16 protein-coding genes and 1 riboswitch are annotated in these 16194 nt (G+C 43.5%); of the genes, 3 read left to right on the top strand and 13 right to left on the bottom strand.

The window, feature by feature from the left end:
• Positions 1-389 precede the first annotated feature (389 nt).
• Together ICN36_RS05620 and ICN36_RS12020 are read left to right on the top strand one after the other, a co-directional pair.
• A complete protein-coding gene (locus ICN36_RS05620; RefSeq protein ID WP_216227396.1) occupies positions 390-1046 on the top strand; it encodes a DsbA family oxidoreductase in 657 nt (218 codons plus the stop codon).
• Between the two features lie 170 nt (positions 1047-1216).
• Entirely contained in the window at positions 1217-1342 is a 126-nt protein-coding gene (locus tag ICN36_RS12020) for a hypothetical protein (protein ID WP_255531254.1), read from the top strand.
• Positions 1343-1360: 18 nt separating this feature from the next.
• Here ICN36_RS12020 and ICN36_RS05615 read toward each other — a convergent pair whose 3' ends face one another.
• The 3 genes from ICN36_RS05615 to ICN36_RS05605 all read right to left on the bottom strand — a co-directional run bounded on the left by ICN36_RS05615 (position 1361) and on the right by ICN36_RS05605 (position 5056).
• Positions 1361-2620, bottom strand: coding sequence for a D-amino acid dehydrogenase (locus tag ICN36_RS05615; RefSeq protein WP_215320783.1), 1260 nt, complete (start codon positions 2618-2620; stop codon positions 1361-1363).
• A 149-nt stretch (positions 2621-2769) separates the two neighbouring features.
• Positions 2770-2858, bottom strand: a riboswitch (glycine riboswitch).
• A gap of 29 nt (positions 2859-2887) precedes the next feature.
• The gene (locus ICN36_RS05610; protein WP_216227395.1) at positions 2888-4057 is read right to left on the bottom strand and encodes a M20 aminoacylase family protein; all 1170 of its coding nucleotides are present in this window, start codon (positions 4055-4057) and stop codon (positions 2888-2890) included.
• A 12-nt stretch (positions 4058-4069) separates the two neighbouring features.
• The gene (locus ICN36_RS05605) at positions 4070-5056 is read right to left on the bottom strand and encodes a tripartite tricarboxylate transporter substrate binding protein (protein ID WP_215320788.1); all 987 of its coding nucleotides are present in this window, start codon (positions 5054-5056) and stop codon (positions 4070-4072) included.
• A gap of 112 nt (positions 5057-5168) precedes the next feature.
• Between ICN36_RS05605 and ICN36_RS05600 the strand changes: the two genes are divergently transcribed.
• Entirely contained in the window at positions 5169-6080 is a 912-nt protein-coding gene (locus tag ICN36_RS05600; RefSeq protein ID WP_216227394.1) for a LysR family transcriptional regulator, read from the top strand.
• Positions 6081-6131: 51 nt separating this feature from the next.
• Here ICN36_RS05600 and ICN36_RS05595 read toward each other — a convergent pair whose 3' ends face one another.
• From ICN36_RS05595 to benC, 10 genes are all read right to left on the bottom strand, one after another.
• Positions 6132-7373 carry a porin gene (locus ICN36_RS05595; RefSeq protein WP_216227393.1) on the bottom strand — a complete coding sequence of 414 codons (1242 nt, stop codon included), beginning with the start codon at positions 7371-7373 and terminating at the stop codon, positions 6132-6134.
• 180 nt (positions 7374-7553) lie between these two features.
• Positions 7554-8540 (bottom strand): tripartite tricarboxylate transporter substrate binding protein, encoded by a 987-nt coding sequence (locus ICN36_RS05590; protein WP_215322349.1) that lies wholly within the window; start codon positions 8538-8540, stop codon positions 7554-7556.
• The gene (locus ICN36_RS05585; RefSeq protein ID WP_216227392.1) at positions 8530-9840 is read right to left on the bottom strand and encodes an aromatic acid/H+ symport family MFS transporter; all 1311 of its coding nucleotides are present in this window, start codon (positions 9838-9840) and stop codon (positions 8530-8532) included. Before ICN36_RS05585 ends, ICN36_RS05590 begins: the two co-directional genes overlap by 11 nt.
• 2 nt (positions 9841-9842) lie before the next feature.
• Positions 9843-10646, bottom strand: a complete 804-nt coding sequence (gene pcaD / locus ICN36_RS05580) for a 3-oxoadipate enol-lactonase (protein WP_215320796.1) — start codon at positions 10644-10646, stop codon at positions 9843-9845.
• Between the two features lie 8 nt (positions 10647-10654).
• The gene (gene pcaF / locus ICN36_RS05575; RefSeq protein ID WP_215320798.1) at positions 10655-11863 is read right to left on the bottom strand and encodes a 3-oxoadipyl-CoA thiolase; all 1209 of its coding nucleotides are present in this window, start codon (positions 11861-11863) and stop codon (positions 10655-10657) included.
• The gene (locus ICN36_RS05570; RefSeq protein ID WP_216227391.1) at positions 11863-12510 is read right to left on the bottom strand and encodes a 3-oxoacid CoA-transferase subunit B; all 648 of its coding nucleotides are present in this window, start codon (positions 12508-12510) and stop codon (positions 11863-11865) included. The genes pcaF and ICN36_RS05570 overlap by 1 nt, the downstream gene beginning before the upstream one ends.
• 2 nt (positions 12511-12512) lie before the next feature.
• Positions 12513-13181: a 3-oxoacid CoA-transferase subunit A gene (locus tag ICN36_RS05565; RefSeq protein WP_216227390.1), complete on the bottom strand. Its 669-nt coding sequence runs from the start codon at positions 13179-13181 to the stop codon at positions 12513-12515.
• Positions 13174-14373: a benzoate/H(+) symporter BenE family transporter gene (locus ICN36_RS05560; protein ID WP_216227389.1), complete on the bottom strand. Its 1200-nt coding sequence runs from the start codon at positions 14371-14373 to the stop codon at positions 13174-13176. Before ICN36_RS05560 ends, ICN36_RS05565 begins: the two co-directional genes overlap by 8 nt.
• The gene (locus ICN36_RS05555; protein ID WP_216227388.1) at positions 14373-15158 is read right to left on the bottom strand and encodes a 1,6-dihydroxycyclohexa-2,4-diene-1-carboxylate dehydrogenase; all 786 of its coding nucleotides are present in this window, start codon (positions 15156-15158) and stop codon (positions 14373-14375) included. Before ICN36_RS05555 ends, ICN36_RS05560 begins: the two co-directional genes overlap by 1 nt.
• Complete coding sequence (gene benC / locus ICN36_RS05550) at positions 15158-16180, bottom strand: benzoate 1,2-dioxygenase electron transfer component BenC (protein WP_216227387.1); 1023 nt, start codon at positions 16178-16180, stop codon at positions 15158-15160. The genes ICN36_RS05555 and benC overlap by 1 nt, the downstream gene beginning before the upstream one ends.
• Positions 16181-16194: the final 14 nt, after the last annotated feature.

Below are 16194 nucleotides of genomic sequence, written 5' to 3'. Positions count from 1 at the left end.
CGAATCCCACTTCCACCAACAGCTCTTTAGACTTATTCATCGCCAAGTCAAACTTAGTCTCTTTGATAGTGGCTCGTATCCACTTGTTATCCACTTTATAGCGACATTGCCATACGGCACTATGCTCGCGTTGATAGAGGGTTGGGTACGGTGTATGAGTTGATGTGTACTTTCTTTTTTAATTGCCGTACACATACTTTAGCTTCTGAGTCCAAGCTAGAGTAACCAAGTTGGATGAATTACTGGAGTCAATCTAGCCAAAAGAAAGTATGGCTAAGAGTGGGGATTAATGGCGAGTTGTGGAGGTATGTTGGAGGGATGAGCATTACTTTAAGTAAAGCTTATTTATCTTTCATTTCATTACTAATTTGCTTCTGTAGAATAAAGCGATGAAACCTACTATCAAAATAGATTATGTATCTGATGTAGCTTGCCCCTGGTGTGCTGTCGGATTAGGCAACCTCAATCAGGCCATAGCCGGGTTAAGCAATAAGGCAAATTTTGAAGTACATTTTCATCCCTTTGAGCTTAATCCAAATATGCCTAAGGGTGGACAAGACGCAATTGAGCATCTCACAGAAAAATATGGCTTAACTGCGGACCAAGTTAAAGCCAATCAATCTAATATTAGGGCTAAAGCGTTAGAAGCTGGATTTGCATTTCATCCAGAAGGTAGAAAAAGGGTTTACAACACTTTTGATTGCCACCGTCTTTTGTATTGGGCTGCCAAAGAATATGACTTGCAAAAGCAAGCTGATCTTAAAAAAGAATTACTCAATACTTACTTTTGCCTTGCCATAAATTTAGATGATCAAGAAAACTTGATAGATGCGGTAATACGTGCTGGGCTAGACAAAGACAGAGCTAAAGAAATACTCAAAAACAATGAATTTGCTAACGAAGTGCGTGAAGAAGAAGCTACCTATACAAGCGCTGGTATTAGCTCTGTTCCATCAATCATTCTTAATAATCAATACCTTTTACAAGGAGCCCAGCCTCCCGAGTCATTCATAAATGCATTTGAGCAACTAATTCAAAAGGACTAAAAGACAAAACCCTCACCATTACTGATGAGGGTTTGCTTTTCTGGTGGGCCCACCAGGACTTGAACCTGGGACCAAAGGATTATGAGAGCAGACACCCAAGTTAGACCCCTATAAAAAGGGGGTCTGCGGGTGGTCAGTGTCGGTGTGTAAGCAAATGTGTAAGCAAATTCATGGATTTAAAAGAAGTGGTCTATCGGTCTTTGGTTTTAGAAACCAAAGGAATTTTGGAACAACCATCTAGCACTTCGTTGCTCCAAAGTTATTTTTTGAAGATTGATAAGCGTTACTTTAAGTAACGCTTATCAATTACTTACTCAAGAAAACTTTAGGCTTGCTGGCGAACTAACCTTTTTAGTGGTTTCGCCATACTGGATCACATCACCAATCATTTCAGCAGTACAGGCAGATAAGGTCCAACCTAAATGGCCATGACCAGTGTTGTAATACACATTAGGTTTACTACCCAAGCCTACTTTTGGCATCATTGTTGGCATCATTGGACGTAATCCAGCCCAAGGCACTACCGAGCGAGTGCTAACTTCAGGGAAGCATTGGTTAACCCAATCAATCAAAGGCTTAATACGATCCGCGCGGATATCTCGATTGATACCGTTAAATTCTGCAGTCCCTGCAACGCGGAATCGATCTACCCCAAGACGACTAGTAACGAGCTTAGTTTCATCATCAAGCAGGCTCACATTCGGGGCACCCTCTTGGCTAGCTTTATCAGTCAAATTCACCGTTATTGAATAGCCCTTAACCGGATAGACATTGACGCGATCACCTAACTGCGAAGCAAGATCACGACTTCCAACCCCAGCACACACAACGACATTATCAAAAACAAGCTGACTCGCTTGCCCATCTTTGCTCAGGGTTAAGTTCACACGATTGCCATCGGACTGAACAGAAAGCACTTCATGCTCATAAATGGTTTTAACACCCAAGTTTGCAGCAGCCTCTGACAACCCATGAGTGAACTTATGAATATCACCTGTGGAATCGCTTTCGGTGTAATAACCACCATAATATTTACCGGCAAGCGTAGGCTCAATTTCTTTCATCTCTTGGGGTGTAACGGCAGTACGCCCTAGCCCGCCCTCAGCAAGCATCTTAGAGACTTTGCCTGCATGCTCAAAGCCAGCCTGATCACGATAGATATGCAAGATACCTTCGCGCTTTAAATCAAAATCAATACCCTCTTGCTTTGCCCAAGCAAATAGATGCTTTCTGGCTTCAATCGCCATATGTGCGGTCTGAACGGTATTGCTCTTGTAATTCGGAATCGAGGCAATGAACTCTGCAAACCATGAAATCTTATGCCAGTCAGGCTTTAAGTTAATTAATAGTGGGGCATCTCTTTTAAATACCCACTTCATGCCCTTCATGATCGTTGACCAGTGGTTCCAGACCTCTGCATTAGATGCAGAAAGTTGGCCGCCATTGGCAAAGGATGTTTCCATGCCAGCATAACGATGGCGCTCAATTAAAGTGACATCGTAGCCACGCTTTGCTAAAACATAAGCGGTTGTAACGCCTGTGATACCGCCACCAATAATTACAAATGATTTCATTTTTAGATCCTTCAAACGTCAGGGTTACCCATTGCAGATGCTCAAGGGGCCCCCTCTGTTCTGGACCTGAGAGATTCGCAAATATTCAATATTTGCTTGCTCCTTCGGTGTTATTGGATGACGAATACCCAATATCTCTTCAGAGTTTAAAGATCATTTCGGTTCTTTTGCCTGAGAGTTTCCGGGGCGGTTGCTCCTTCGGCGTTGCTGTAAAAGCAATCTCTCCCGAGAATGATTTAAATACTTTTAATACTATACCTTCAAATACTAAGTCTTCAAATATTGCTTCACCAGCTCAGACCAAAATGTTGCGCCAATAGCAATATTTCCATCATTAAAGTCGTAGGCAGGGTTATGCACCATACAAGTTCCTGGTGTATCCCCATTGCCAATAAAAAGATAGGAGCCAGGGATCTTCTCCAGCATAAATGCAAAATCTTCGCTACCAGATAATGCGGGGCCTTGCCTTGTAACTGCGGCTTCCCCAAAAAAGTCAACCGCAACATTTCTGGCAAATTCAGTTTCTGCAGATGAATTTACTAATACTGCATATCCCTTTTTCCAAATAATATTTGCGGTTAAACCAAAGCTTTCAGCCTGGGCATGAACGAGAGATTTTATTCGCGCCTCAATATCAATTCTTACTTGCGGATCTAAAGCGCGAATACTCAACTCTAATTTTGCATGAGCTGGGATAACATTATTGGCATGGCCCGCATTAAAGGCACCCACTGTAATTACGGCCGATTGCTGTGGGTCAACATTTCGAGAAACAATGGTCTGTAGCGCCATGACTATGGAAGATGCTGCAACTATTGGATCCGATGCCTTATGTGGCATACCACCATGCCCACCTACGCCGTTAATCTCAATGGTTACATAATCGCTAGATGACATTGCTGGTCCATCTCGAAATATCAGATGACCTACCGGATAGCCTGGCATATTGTGTATAGCAAATATTGAATCACATGAAAAGCGTTCAAATAAACCATCTGCCATCATTCGCAATGCGCCACCGCCACCCTCTTCTGCCGGCTGGAATATTAAATTCACCGTTCCCGAAAAGTCTTTTTTAGCAGCCAACTCTTTTGCTGCTGCAAGTAACATGGCCGTGTGTCCATCATGGCCGCAGGCATGCATAACTCCATGATTGCAGCTCGACCACTCCGCTCCGGTTTGCTCATGGATTGGCAGGGCATCCATATCTGCACGCAAACCGATAGACATCTCGCCATTGCCATTTTTTAAAACGCCAACAACACCGGTACCGCCAATGCCTTCGTGCACCTCATAACCCCAAGACTTCAGTTTTTGTGCAACTAAAGTAGCGGTTCTATATTCTTCGAAGGCCAGCTCTGGATGCTGATGAATATCTCTCCGCAGAGAAATAAACTCTTCAACCTCAATAGAAGCCAATTCATGTGCTTGGTTCATTAGATAAGTTGCTTATTGTGGCTGCAGATTAATAGATTTTGCGATAGCCCTAAATTGCGCTGTGCCGTCACCATAAACCTTATTTAACTCATTCAATGTTAATGGTTTGGCGATCAATAGACTGTTAGCGTCCAGACCAGACTTCACAGCTGGATCTTCGAGCACTTCACCCAAAGCTTTATTTAAAGTCTGGACGATTGGCTCAGGCGTATCTTTCTTAACAAAGTAACCTGTCCAGATTGAATACGTAAACCCTTTTAATCCTTTGCTCTCGGTGATCGCCGGATAATCCTTAACGCTATCTAGACGTTTAGCATTGAGCATCGCAAGCAACTTAATTCTGCCTTGCTTAGCAAGTTCATCATGAGACTTTCCGTAGGGCGCCAAGAAGAAATCAATCTGACCGCCAATTAAGTCTTGCAATGCTGGGCCAGCACCCTTGTAAGGGACATGGGTCATTGGGATCTTGGTCTCTTTTGAGAGCTGCTCACCTAACAAATGATAGAAAGAGCCGGGGCCAACACTTGCGTAAGATAAAGGCTTGCCTTCTTGAGCGGATTTTTTTGCATACGCTAAAAATGAATCCACATCTTTCACCGGCATATCACCTCTAACTAAGAATGCAATTTGTGCGGAACCAATCATCTGTACCAGGCGAAAGTCTTCACTCTTAAACTTAATTGCTGAATTTGCCAGCGGCCCCAAGATTAATTCATTAGGAGAACCCTGCATCACCAAATAACCGTCTGGTGGGCTATTGAGTACTTTCTGAGCAGCGATACCACCGCTTGCTCCGCCAATGTTTTCAACAATGACTGCTTCGCCTAATTTTTTAGAAAGCGCAGGGCTCACAATGCGTGCGATGACATCGGATACACCGCCGGCCGGATAAGGCACAACCAAACTCACTGGTTTACTAGGGTAAGTTTGAGCCCCCGCCCCAGAGGCAATCGTCAAAGTACATAAAACTGAGGATAAAAACCTGGTCAATTTCATCATGAAGCCCTTCTTCTTTAATGTAGAGCCTATTCTAGGTACCCCAAATTGGAATGTCTAATGCATTCTGATACGATTTAATATAACTTAATGTAATGGCAAATTGGGAGGCAATATGACGCTGACACAACTAAGGCATATGAGTGAGCTAGCAAAAACAGGCTCATTTATAAAATCATCTGAAAACCTCTTTGTAACGCAGCCCGCACTCAGCAGAAGTATCAAATCTCTTGAGGACGAACTTGGGGCAAAACTATTTGACCGCCAAGGTAGACAAACTATACTCACTGCATTCGGCGAAGAAATACTACGACGCTCACAAATATTGCTTGACCTAGCAAAAGATATAAAAGAAACCAATCGAAATTTCAAAAATGGCTTGAGCGGCCAAATTAGAATTGGTATGGGGTCTGGGCCAGGCGCCTTACTGATGACTCGGCTACTAAAGCACATTGCCGTTCACTACCCCCATCTTCATATCGAAATTGCCAGAGGCAAAACAGGCATGCTGATTGAATCATTAAGAGCAAGAAAATTAGATGCGCTAATTATCAATGCTCGATCCATGAAGCCATCTCAAGATTTAAAGATGGAAATTATTCATGAGACGCCAGGTGCATTTATGGTTCGCAAAGGCCATCCACTAAGGAAGATGAAGAAGATCGCCATGGATGATCTTAGGAAGTATCCGATTGCATCTACTGCTTTAAGTGAAGCAACAGAAAAAACTATTATTGACCGGTATGGCAAGGATGCAAACCTTGAGAACCTTGTAAACATCAAGTGCAGCGAGATATCTAGCTTAGTTGAAGTGGCAGAGCAAAGCAATACAGTACTACTAGCCATTCGAAATTCAGCACTAGATCTGGAAGAGATTATCCTTACGCCACCATTAAATGCCACTGCTCGATTTGGATTTGTCACCATTGAGAACAGAACTGAGTCACCCCTCCTGCGTCACGTAAGAGACTTTATTGAAAAGGACTTAAGCGAACGACCAAATCAGATGACAATTCAAAAAGAATAAAAAAACCCGCCTCTAGAGGCGGGTCAAACTTTTAATAATGGAGATTTAAGTTTAAAAGGTGTGGCGCATACCAATTGCATAATTATTAATACTGGCACTTGCTGTTACTCCAGACGCTGTTGTTGCATTTGATACTACTGTCTGTCCATACATAGCATAAAGATTGGTACGCTTACTAAACCAATAGTTTGAACCAACCTGCCAGCCATTGAAATTTGCTGTTGGTGAGTTCAAGCCCATAGCCGTGTAACGACCTAGCCCTGCAGAACCCCATGCTTCAATATTTGAAGTGACATATCCACGAACACCAAGTTGCTCAGCGGAGCGGCCGAGATAATAGTTAGGGGTAATAGTTGATGTTGCTTTACGCGTCAAATATTGGGCATAGGTCTTTACAATCCCAAAATCATAGGTTGCACCAGCATAAAACTGGTTATCCTGCACATTTAAGGCGTTACCGCCAGGAAGCGCAGATGCCGTAGTTCCACCATTTGCTTGGGCATTTGTCCACTCATGAGAATTTGTAGTAGAAGGAGTTAATAGAGAATCTGCTGTTGTAAATTGCTTTAACGCTTGATAAGCGGCTGCAATATAAAACTTATTGTAGGTGTAATCTAAACCAAGACCCCAGCCACTAGCATTGGTATTTCCGCCAGAAATCGTGCTGCCTGTTTGGCTTTGAGACTCATTCTTATTGTTCAAAGTGTAAATACCGCTTGCTGTAACCCCAGCAAACGAAGCCGTCTTAAATGAGAGAGTGTTGGCAGTACGGGCTGTAAATCCAATATATGTTTGACCAGCACTGGCACTAGCAATGCCTTTGGTGCTTGCGTATATCACGTTACCCGCTAGGTTATTAAAAGCACCTGGATCAGTAGCAAGACCTGCATTAAAAATAGGAGTGTATTGCAGCCCAACCGCCGCTTGACCTAAATCATTCTTCTTCAAGCCAACAAAAGCCTGCCGATTAAAAAGTCCGTTATTAGAATTACCAGAAAGTGTTTGATCTTGTGGCTCTAATTGAAACTCGGTTGTAAAAAATGCTGTCATACCGCCACCCAAGTCCTCAACTCCTTTAAGACCAATACGACTTGAACTCTCTGCATTGCTACCAAATTGATTAACAGTAGTCTTTGTTTGACCGCCGTTAGTTGTAATGGCTGAAGAACTAATCCTAGAATTCCCGCCAACATATCCAGCATCAATAATTCCGTAAACAATAACGCTTGATTGCGCCTGTGCTGCACCTGCGCATGCAGCCACTAAGCCAACCGCTGTCATAACTTTTTTCATTCTTAACTCCCTTTTCCCTTATGTAAGGTTCAATTTATTTTGTTCACCCGAATGTAATTACTGCAGTCGGACTCAGTCTATGTAAACTACTTAATGATGTCTAATGCATTCTTATGCGATTTAACATAATTAAAAGTAATGGTTTTAAATAACGCCATCCCAAGCATGAAATTCCAACCTTTAATCAGATTTAATATTGTTGGTAGTGATCACCTTGCCCCAGCGATCAATTTCTTTATTGAGATAAATTGCGAGCTCTTCTGGACTAGAGCCTATTGGCTCAGCACCAATGGCCTCAAACTTTTCCCTAATTTCTGGACTAGCCATACTAGAAAGTAAGGCGGCATTGAGTTTTTTGACGGTGGCCTTTGGGGTCTTGGCGGGCACAAAAACAGCAAACCATGGTGTGACGTCATACCCAGGCAACCCAGACTCGGCAATAGTAGGAATGCCCGGCAAAGATTTAGAGCGCTTAGTTGTTGTAAGGCCTATAGCTCGCAGTTTCCCTGATGCAATATGGGGCTTAGCTGATGTGATGCTATCAAACATGTAATTAACCTGCCCACCCAGTAGATCTGTTAGTGCGGGTCCGCTTCCTTTATAGGGAATGTGTTGCATATCAATTTTGGCCATTGAGGTAAATACCTCTCCCGCCAAATGAATCGACGTACCATTACCCGCAGAAGCATAGGTGAGCTTTCCTGGTTGAGCTTTTGCATTGGCAATAACATCAGTTACCGTTTTTACGTTTGGCTGAGTAGCATTGGCAACCAATACATTAGGCACAATAGCAACCAAACTAACGGGTGAAAAATCTTTTACGGGGTCATAGGGTAGCTTTGGATAGAGATATTTATTAGTCGCCATACCAATTGATGTAATCAACATGGTGTATCCATCAGCATCAGAGCGTGCCACAAGCTCTGATCCAATATTTCCTCCTGCGCCAGGCTTGTTTTCCACAATAATCGCCTGACCCAATGTCTTTGAAGACCTATCAGCTAAGGCGCGCGCGATGACATCCATCGCACCGCCAGGAGGAAATGGCACAATCCAACGAATTGACTTTGCAGGCCACTCTTGAGCGAATGCAGGCTCGCAATGAATCAATACTGCACCCAAGCCAATTATGAAGAATGCAAAAAGGCGCATCACTTTATTTCGCATCATGACCAGATCTACCAGCCAAGGCAATAGCCACACATGCAATTGCACCAGGAATTGCAAATGCATAGAAGTTAAATTCCAGTGGCAGACCTAAGCTTAACAAAGTACCCCCTAGCACTGGGCCCAAGATTGCGCCGACACGACCGACACCAGAAGCCCAACCAATACCAGTGGAACGTATTTTTAGTGGGTAATATTGAGCGACATAGGCATATAGCAAGATTTGAGAACCAATTGTCGTTGCACCTGCAATAGCAACCAATAAGTTCAGCACTAAAAATGGACTCTTAACACCTAAGAGACTGATTGAAGCTGCCGCACAAATGAAGAAAATGGTAAGCACCTTACGTGGGTGGAACTTATCAGCCAACCAACCACCACCAACCGCTCCAAAGATAGCGCCAATATTTAGAACCATCAAGAACATTAGGCTTGAACCCATTTCATACCCAGCTTTGTTCATGAGCTTTGGTAACCAAGATCCTAATGCGTACACCATCAAGAGGCACATAAAGAATGAAGTCCAGAATATTAAAGTACTAAAAAAGCGACCATCCTTAAATAGTGATAACAAAGGCACAGAACTAGAGGCATTCCCAAGCGGATATACATACTCACTTGAGCTTACAGATGCATATTCAGGGGCAATTTTCTTTAAAACTTTGGCCGCATCTGCATTGCGATTAGATTTAATGAGAAATCCTGGAGACTCTGGCAAGAAATAAAGAATGATCGGTAGCAGTAGCAACGGAATGATGGCGACGAAGAAAACTGATGACCAGCCATAAATTGGAATCAAAAAGATTCCGACGCCAGCGGATAACATTCCCCCTACTGAGTAGCCGCTAAACATAATAGTGACCAAGAGACTGCGAATTTTCTTGGGTGAATATTCAGTCATCAAGGCAACAACATTTGGCATCACCCCGCCAATACCCAGGCCCGCTATAAATCGGCAGATGCCAAATTGGGTGAGGCTCTCTGCAAACCCGTTGATAAATGTAAAGAAGCTAAACAATGTAACGCACATTGCAATGGTTTTCTTTCTGCCAATCTTGTCTGATAGGGGGCCAAAGAACATGGCACCAAACATCATGCCAAATAGTGCATAACTTCCTAAAGTACCGGCCTGCATTGGTGAAAGCTGCCACTCAGTCATCAATTTTGGAAGTACTACACCATAGATAACCAGGTCGTAACCATCAAAAATAATGACCAGACCACACCAAAACAGGAGGCCCCAGTGGAACTTACTAAACTTCGCCTCGTCTATTAACTTATGTACATCAATTTGACTCATGATTACGTCTCCAATTCTTGTTTTACTTGGCTTGCAAAAAAATGCTTTATTGCCTGATTAAACTCAACTTCTGCTTCAATGTTTGAAATATGTGATGCTGGTATTGCTAAGATTGTGGAGCCCTTAATTTGTGCTTGGATATGTTGAGCATCATCAAGAGTGGTAACTGGATCTTTATCCCCGCCAATAATCAATGTAGGAATCCCAATTTTTGAAATACTCCCTCTCAGATCCTCACTAGCCAGGGCATCGCAACAACTTGCATAGCCTTCAGGGTTCATATTTTTTAAGTTAATCAGTAATTCGTTAACTGCTTTAGGGCTTGAACCATAAAACTCTGGTGTAAACCATCTTGAAGGAGCGGATTCTGCAATAGTATTGAGTCCTTCTTTTCTAACGAGCGCTGCACGCTCTTTCCATGCCTGTTCCGTACCAATCTTTGGCGCAGTATTAGCAATCACCAAGGCTTCAATTCTTTCTGGCGCATTAACTGCTAGCCATTGACCAATAAGCCCGCCCATCGAAATTCCACAGAAGAAAGCCTTATCAATACTGAGGTAATCAAGAAGACCTAAAACATCATTTGCTAGCTGTGCAATGGTGTACGGACCCTTTGGAGAGTGAGTTAATCCATGACCTCTAGTGTCGTATCTGATTAAGTAGAAATCTCTTCTCAATATTTCAAGCTGACCATCCCACATGGAATGATCTGTTCCAAGGGAATTAGAAAAAATAATCGCTGGTTTGTGAGGGTCTCCATCTGTAAGATAAAAAACGTCAATACCGTTAATGTGCGCAATACTCATTACTACTCCTAAACTCGTTCAATAATCATGGCTATACCCTGCCCAACGCCAATACACATAGTGCACAGTGCATACCTGCCTTTGGTACGTATGAGTTGGTACATTGCCGTTGTGACCAGTCTTGCGCCTGATGCGCCCAAGGGATGCCCCAGAGAAATAGCGCCACCATTTGGATTAACGTGCGCCGTATTGTCTGGAAGACCAAGATCACGAGTGACCGCCAAGGCTTGAGAAGCAAAGGCCTCATTTAACTCAATCACATCCATTTGGCTTAGCTTTAAACCCGACTTCTCTAATACTTTCTTGACTGCGGGTGATGGACCAAATCCCATAATTCGTGGAGCAACACCTGCTGCAGCAACTGCAACTACACGCGCTTTTGGAGCTAGAGAATGCTGCTTAATACCCACATCTGATGCCATGAGCAAAGCGCAAGCGCCATCATTAACGCCTGAAGCGTTTCCGGCCGTAACAGTACCGCCCTGCTTCACAATACTTTTCAAAGAGGCTAGCGTTTCTAATGTTGTTAAACGTGGATGCTCATCTTTTGCAAATACAACTGGGTCACCCTTTTTCTGAGGGATATTGACGGGGATGATTTCATCATCAAAAATTCCCGCTTCTTGCGCTTTAGCGGTACGTTGCTGACTGGTGAACGCAAACAGATCTTGATCAGCACGGGAAATCCTAAAATCTTCAGCTACATTTTCAGCTGTCTCTGGCATTGAATCCACGCCATGATGTGCTTTCATGAGCGGGTTAATAAAGCGCCAACCAATGGTTGTATCTTCAATCCTTGCAGTACGCGAGTATGCGGAATCAGCCTTACCCATCACGAATGGAGCACGCGACATACTTTCTACGCCACCAGCGATCATCAAGTGATTGCCGCCCCCTTTAATAGCATTTGCAGCAATACCAATTGCATCAAGGCTAGATCCACATAACCTATTAACGGTAGAACCAGGAACTTCGACAGGCAGACGAGCTAACAATGCAGCCATTCTTGCGACGTTGCGGTTATCTTCACCAGCTTGGTTCGCACAACCCAGAATGACATCGTCTAGCGCAGACCAATCCACAATATTGCGCATCATCAATGCTTGAATTGGGAGGGCAGCTAGATCATCTGCCCTTAAAGTAGCCAGTGAGCCACCATATCTACCAAAAGGGGTTCTGATAGCGTCACAAATATATGCGTTTACAGTATTTTTCATTATTCAGCCATTGATAAAGGTGCGTCGGTGAGCTTCTGCAACTCATCCAAGGTAAGTCCAGGAACCATTTCACTCACAATCAAACCGTTTGGTGTGACATCAATAACAGCAAGATCTGTGTAAATGCGATTTACGCAACCCATGCCGGTAAGTGGGTATGTGCATTTTTCAACAATCTTTGCCTCACCATTCTTAGTTACGTGCTCCATAGTGACAAACACGTTTCTAGCGCCAATGGCCAAATCCATTGCCCCACCGACTGCTGGAATGGCATCTGGTGAACCTGTATGCCAATTTGCTAAATCGCCATTTTGAGCAACTTGGAATGCTCCCAACACACAAATATCAATATGCCCACCCCGCATCATCGTGAACGAATCGCCATGATGGAAATAGGAGCCGCCCTTTAATAGGGTGATAAATTCTTTCCCTGCGTTGATCAAATCAGAATCTTCATCCCCCTTAGCTGGAGCTGGACCCATGCCAAGAACACCATTCTCGCTTTGTAAAAATATTTCTTTATCGGCATCAAGGTAATTAGCGATCTTGGTAGGCAACCCAATACCTAAATTAACGTAAGAGCCCTCCGGAATATCTTGGGCCACTCTTTGTACAATTTGCTCTCTAGTTAAACGTTGGTATGCCATTTTTATTTCCCTTTCACAGCAACAACGTGCTTCACAAAAATGCCTGGTGTAATAACATGCTCGGGATCAATATCCCCCAATGGCACCACTTCATTTACCTGCGCGATGGTGCATTTAGCTGCGGTCGCCATAATGGGACCGAAATTTCTAGCACTCATTCGATAAGTAAGATTGCCCCAGCGATCACCCTTAAATGCTTTAATGAGTGCAAAGTCGGCATGAATCGGATACTCAAGCACATAGCCTTTGCCATTAATAACTTTGCTTTCTTTGCCTTCAGCCAAGAGGGTGCCAAATCCTGTTGGGGTATAGATAGCACCAAGACCAGCCCCTGCCGCCTGAATGCGAGCCGCTAAGTTACCTTGCGGGACTAATTCGAGTTCAATTTTTTTGGCATAGTACAACTTATCAAACTCGTAAGAGTCAGATTGCCTTGGAAATGAACAGATAATCTTCTTTACTTGACCAGCTTTTAATAAGGCAGCTAAGCCAAGATCACCATTTCCAGCATTGTTATTTACTACTGTTAACTCTTTGGCTCCATGCTCAATCAAAGCATCAATTAACTGCGCAGGCTGACCAGCCGTCCCAAAGCCCCCAATCATGACGGTTGAGCCATCTTTGATTTGTTTTATAGCCTCATGTATTGAAGCCGATGTTTTATCAATCATTCTTTTCTTTACTCTTTAATTTCAATAAATCTTTATCAAAAACAACATATGCAATAGATCCAATCACAATTCCCCAGAATGCTGATCCCAGACCTAAAAAAGTCATACCAGATGCAGTTGCTAAAAATGTGATTGCGGCAGCCTCACGATGATCAGGTTCCTCTAAAGTGCTCATGAGGCTAGTGACGATTGCGCCAAGTAAAGCTAAGCCAGCCAAAAGCGCGATGAGCTCTTTTGGAAGACTAGTGAAAATGAGAACGATTGAACCTGCTAAGGAACCGCCAATTAAAAAGAAAACGCCGCTGAAAATGCCTGCAACATATCGCTTGTTTGGATCTTCGTTAGCTTCTTTGCCTGTACATAGGGTTGCCGTAATCGCTGCAGTCGTAGTAGTAATGCCACCAAAGAATGCGGTTACCAGTGACATGAAGCTTGTAAAAGTAATAATGGGCTTAGCGGGCACGTGATAGCTCGATAACTTGAGGATTGCCATTCCCGGCAAGTATTGGCCGGTCAAACTTACTAGAACCAACGGTATTGCAAAGCTGAATGTGGATTCCCATGTCCACACAGGAGCTATGAATGTTGGATGTGCCAAAGCTAGCCTGAAATTATCTGGATTAACATCACCAATGAGATATGCCAGCCCGATTCCTGAAAATAAAACAACTAAGATCGCGAATTTTGGTATCAGCCTTTTAAATATCAGATAAATTCCAATCATCGATAAAGCCAAGGCAGGCATGGTTGATACAGATTTAAATATATTGATACCAAACTGAAATAGAATGCCCGCCATCATTCCGGCTGCTATTCCCTTGGGTATATGCTTTATTAGCTTGTCAAAGGTACCCGTAATGCCAATCAATAGAATGATCATTGCGGCAGTGATATAAGAAGAAATTGCCTCATTGACCGACATATGCGGAAATAAGGTGATTAAGAGAGCAGCGCCAGGAGCGGACCAAGCAGTAATGATCGGCATCTTATATTTCCAACTGAGATAAATCCCGGAAATACCACCACCAAACGATACCGCCCATACCCAAGAAGATAGAACTTCATTAGATACCTGAGCTAGAGATGCGGCCTGAAAGAATATCAGCATCGGCCCAGCATAGGAAATCAATACAACAAGAAAGCCAGCCGTAATTGAAGAGGGTGAAATATCTTCGAAAAAGGCGCGCTTCATTAGCCCAAATCTCCGCCACCAACTGGTAATACTGTGCCAGTGATATAAGATGACTCATCAGAAGCTAGGAATAAAATCGCCCTTACCTGCTCCTCAATTGTTCCATACCGATGCATCAAACTGGAATCAATCGTTTGGTCAATGATCCCTTGATACCAAACCTCTTCTTGCTTGGATAATTTATTCTTGTTTCGCGGAATCTTTCTCGGAGGAGCTTCAGTTCCACCAGTGGCGACCGCATTAAAGCGAATACCATCTTTAGCGTGCTCAAATGCCAAGCTAGCAGTCATCGCATTTACTCCGCCTTTTGCTGCGGCATATGGAATACGGTGAATACTGCGAGTGGCAATAGAAGAAATATTTACGACAACGCCATGCTTTTGCTTAATCATCACCGGTAATACAGCTCTACAACACCATAAGGTTGGAAACAAGGAGCGACGAATCTCTGCCTCTATTTGATCTTCATCATAGTTCTCGTAAGGCTTTGTCCAAATAGTGCCACCGACGTTATTAACAATAATATCGATCTTTTTAAATGCCTTTACTGCCTCTGAAATTAGCTTTGAAGCACCAGCATAGGTCTCTAAATCAACCTTAACCGTCAAAGACTTTGCTTTTAGCTTACCTAGCTTCTTTGCCACATCATCAACTAGATCGGAGCGGTCGGCCAAAATAACCTTGGCACCCTCTTTAGCTAGGGCAATTGCCACGCCTTCGCCAATCCCTTGGGCAGCACCCGTGACAATAGCAACTTTATTCTTAAATCTTAGCGCCTGAGTCATCATGCACCTACAGCACTTGGAGAAAATTTCTCAAACAAGAAATTTGCTGGGGTAACACCTGCGCCAGACAACCAATTGCGTACAGCATCTACCATGGCTACTGGACCACATAGATAAATATCCACCTCACCTTGGTTTAACCATTCGTTTTCAATATGCTCTGTGACATAGCCTTTGCGATCATGAGTACTTTCGGATGAAGCAACCACCGTCCGATATTCAAAATCAGGCAGTTTTGTTTTCATGGCTTCGAGCTGATCTAGGGCTACTAAGTCCATATCATTTGTCACACCGAATACCATCTTGATTGGATGCGCAGATCCCGATGCAGCCAAAGAGTCCAGCATCGATAAAAATGGTGCAATACCTGTTCCACCAGCGAGAAATAACACCGGACGCTTAACTTCGCGCAGATAGAAACTACCATTTGGTCCGGCAAATGAAATCGCATCGCCTGACTTACCAATGTCTGCTAGATACTGACTCATACGACCATTAGGGACATTACGCACTACAAAAGATGCAATGGATGCGCCTGGCGGAGAGCTAAAAGAATAGGCCCGCGTTAAGTCTGTTCCTGGAATTTGCACATTGACATATTGGCCAGGTAGGAACGTTAAAGAAGCAGGATCATCAAGCTCAATTGAGAACCCAATTGTTGAGTTCGATAGTTTTTCAATCTGTGCAATCTTGCCTGGGAATGATGAAGATCCAGTCTTACATGCGGCAGATGATGCGGGAATCTTCACCACACAATCCGACTTGGGCTTCATCTGACAAGCCAGGATCTGACGCTGAGCAGCTTCTTCCGGAGTAAGTGCATCCTCTATATAACTAGACTCAGGTAGATCGTAATCACCAGATTCACATAAACCACGGCAGGTACCACAAGCCCCATCCCTGCAATCAAGCGGAATATTCACTTTCTGACGATATGCAGCATCAGAAAGTTTTTCGCCTTCGTTGCAGGAAATAAAGCGAGTTACCCCGTCTTCAAACTGTAGTGCGATGTTATAGCTCATAGCATTCCGCCGAT

Origin of the sequence: Polynucleobacter sp. UK-Gri1-W3 (genome assembly GCF_018881595.1) — a bacterium.
Taxonomy (GTDB): domain Bacteria; phylum Pseudomonadota; class Gammaproteobacteria; order Burkholderiales; family Burkholderiaceae; genus Polynucleobacter.
This window is presented reverse-complemented; position numbering and strand designations above follow the sequence as displayed.

What these genes read in the sequence shown, in the direction of transcription:
- ICN36_RS05570 (WP_216227391.1), bottom strand. Translation starts at nt 12,510, where the DNA reads ATGGCATACCAACGTTTAACTAGAGAGCAAATTGTACAAAGAGTGGCC.
- ICN36_RS05615 (WP_215320783.1), bottom strand. Translation starts at nt 2,620, where the DNA reads ATGAAATCATTTGTAATTATTGGTGGCGGTATCACAGGCGTTACAACC.
- ICN36_RS05600 (WP_216227394.1), top strand. Translation starts at nt 5,169, where the DNA reads ATGACGCTGACACAACTAAGGCATATGAGTGAGCTAGCAAAAACAGGC.
- ICN36_RS05620 (WP_216227396.1), top strand. Translation starts at nt 390, where the DNA reads ATGAAACCTACTATCAAAATAGATTATGTATCTGATGTAGCTTGCCCC.
- ICN36_RS05555 (WP_216227388.1), bottom strand. Translation starts at nt 15,158, where the DNA reads ATGACTCAGGCGCTAAGATTTAAGAATAAAGTTGCTATTGTCACGGGT.
- ICN36_RS12020 (WP_255531254.1), top strand. Translation starts at nt 1,217, where the DNA reads ATGGATTTAAAAGAAGTGGTCTATCGGTCTTTGGTTTTAGAAACCAAA.
- benC (WP_216227387.1), bottom strand. Translation starts at nt 16,180, where the DNA reads ATGAGCTATAACATCGCACTACAGTTTGAAGACGGGGTAACTCGCTTT.
- ICN36_RS05595 (WP_216227393.1), bottom strand. Translation starts at nt 7,373, where the DNA reads ATGAAAAAAGTTATGACAGCGGTTGGCTTAGTGGCTGCATGCGCAGGT.
- ICN36_RS05565 (WP_216227390.1), bottom strand. Translation starts at nt 13,181, where the DNA reads ATGATTGATAAAACATCGGCTTCAATACATGAGGCTATAAAACAAATC.
- ICN36_RS05605 (WP_215320788.1), bottom strand. Translation starts at nt 5,056, where the DNA reads ATGATGAAATTGACCAGGTTTTTATCCTCAGTTTTATGTACTTTGACG.
- ICN36_RS05610 (WP_216227395.1), bottom strand. Translation starts at nt 4,057, where the DNA reads ATGAACCAAGCACATGAATTGGCTTCTATTGAGGTTGAAGAGTTTATT.
- ICN36_RS05560 (WP_216227389.1), bottom strand. Translation starts at nt 14,373, where the DNA reads ATGAAGCGCGCCTTTTTCGAAGATATTTCACCCTCTTCAATTACGGCT.
- ICN36_RS05590 (WP_215322349.1), bottom strand. Translation starts at nt 8,540, where the DNA reads ATGCGAAATAAAGTGATGCGCCTTTTTGCATTCTTCATAATTGGCTTG.
- pcaF (WP_215320798.1), bottom strand. Translation starts at nt 11,863, where the DNA reads ATGAAAAATACTGTAAACGCATATATTTGTGACGCTATCAGAACCCCT.
- ICN36_RS05585 (WP_216227392.1), bottom strand. Translation starts at nt 9,840, where the DNA reads ATGAGTCAAATTGATGTACATAAGTTAATAGACGAGGCGAAGTTTAGT.
- pcaD (WP_215320796.1), bottom strand. Translation starts at nt 10,646, where the DNA reads ATGAGTATTGCGCACATTAACGGTATTGACGTTTTTTATCTTACAGAT.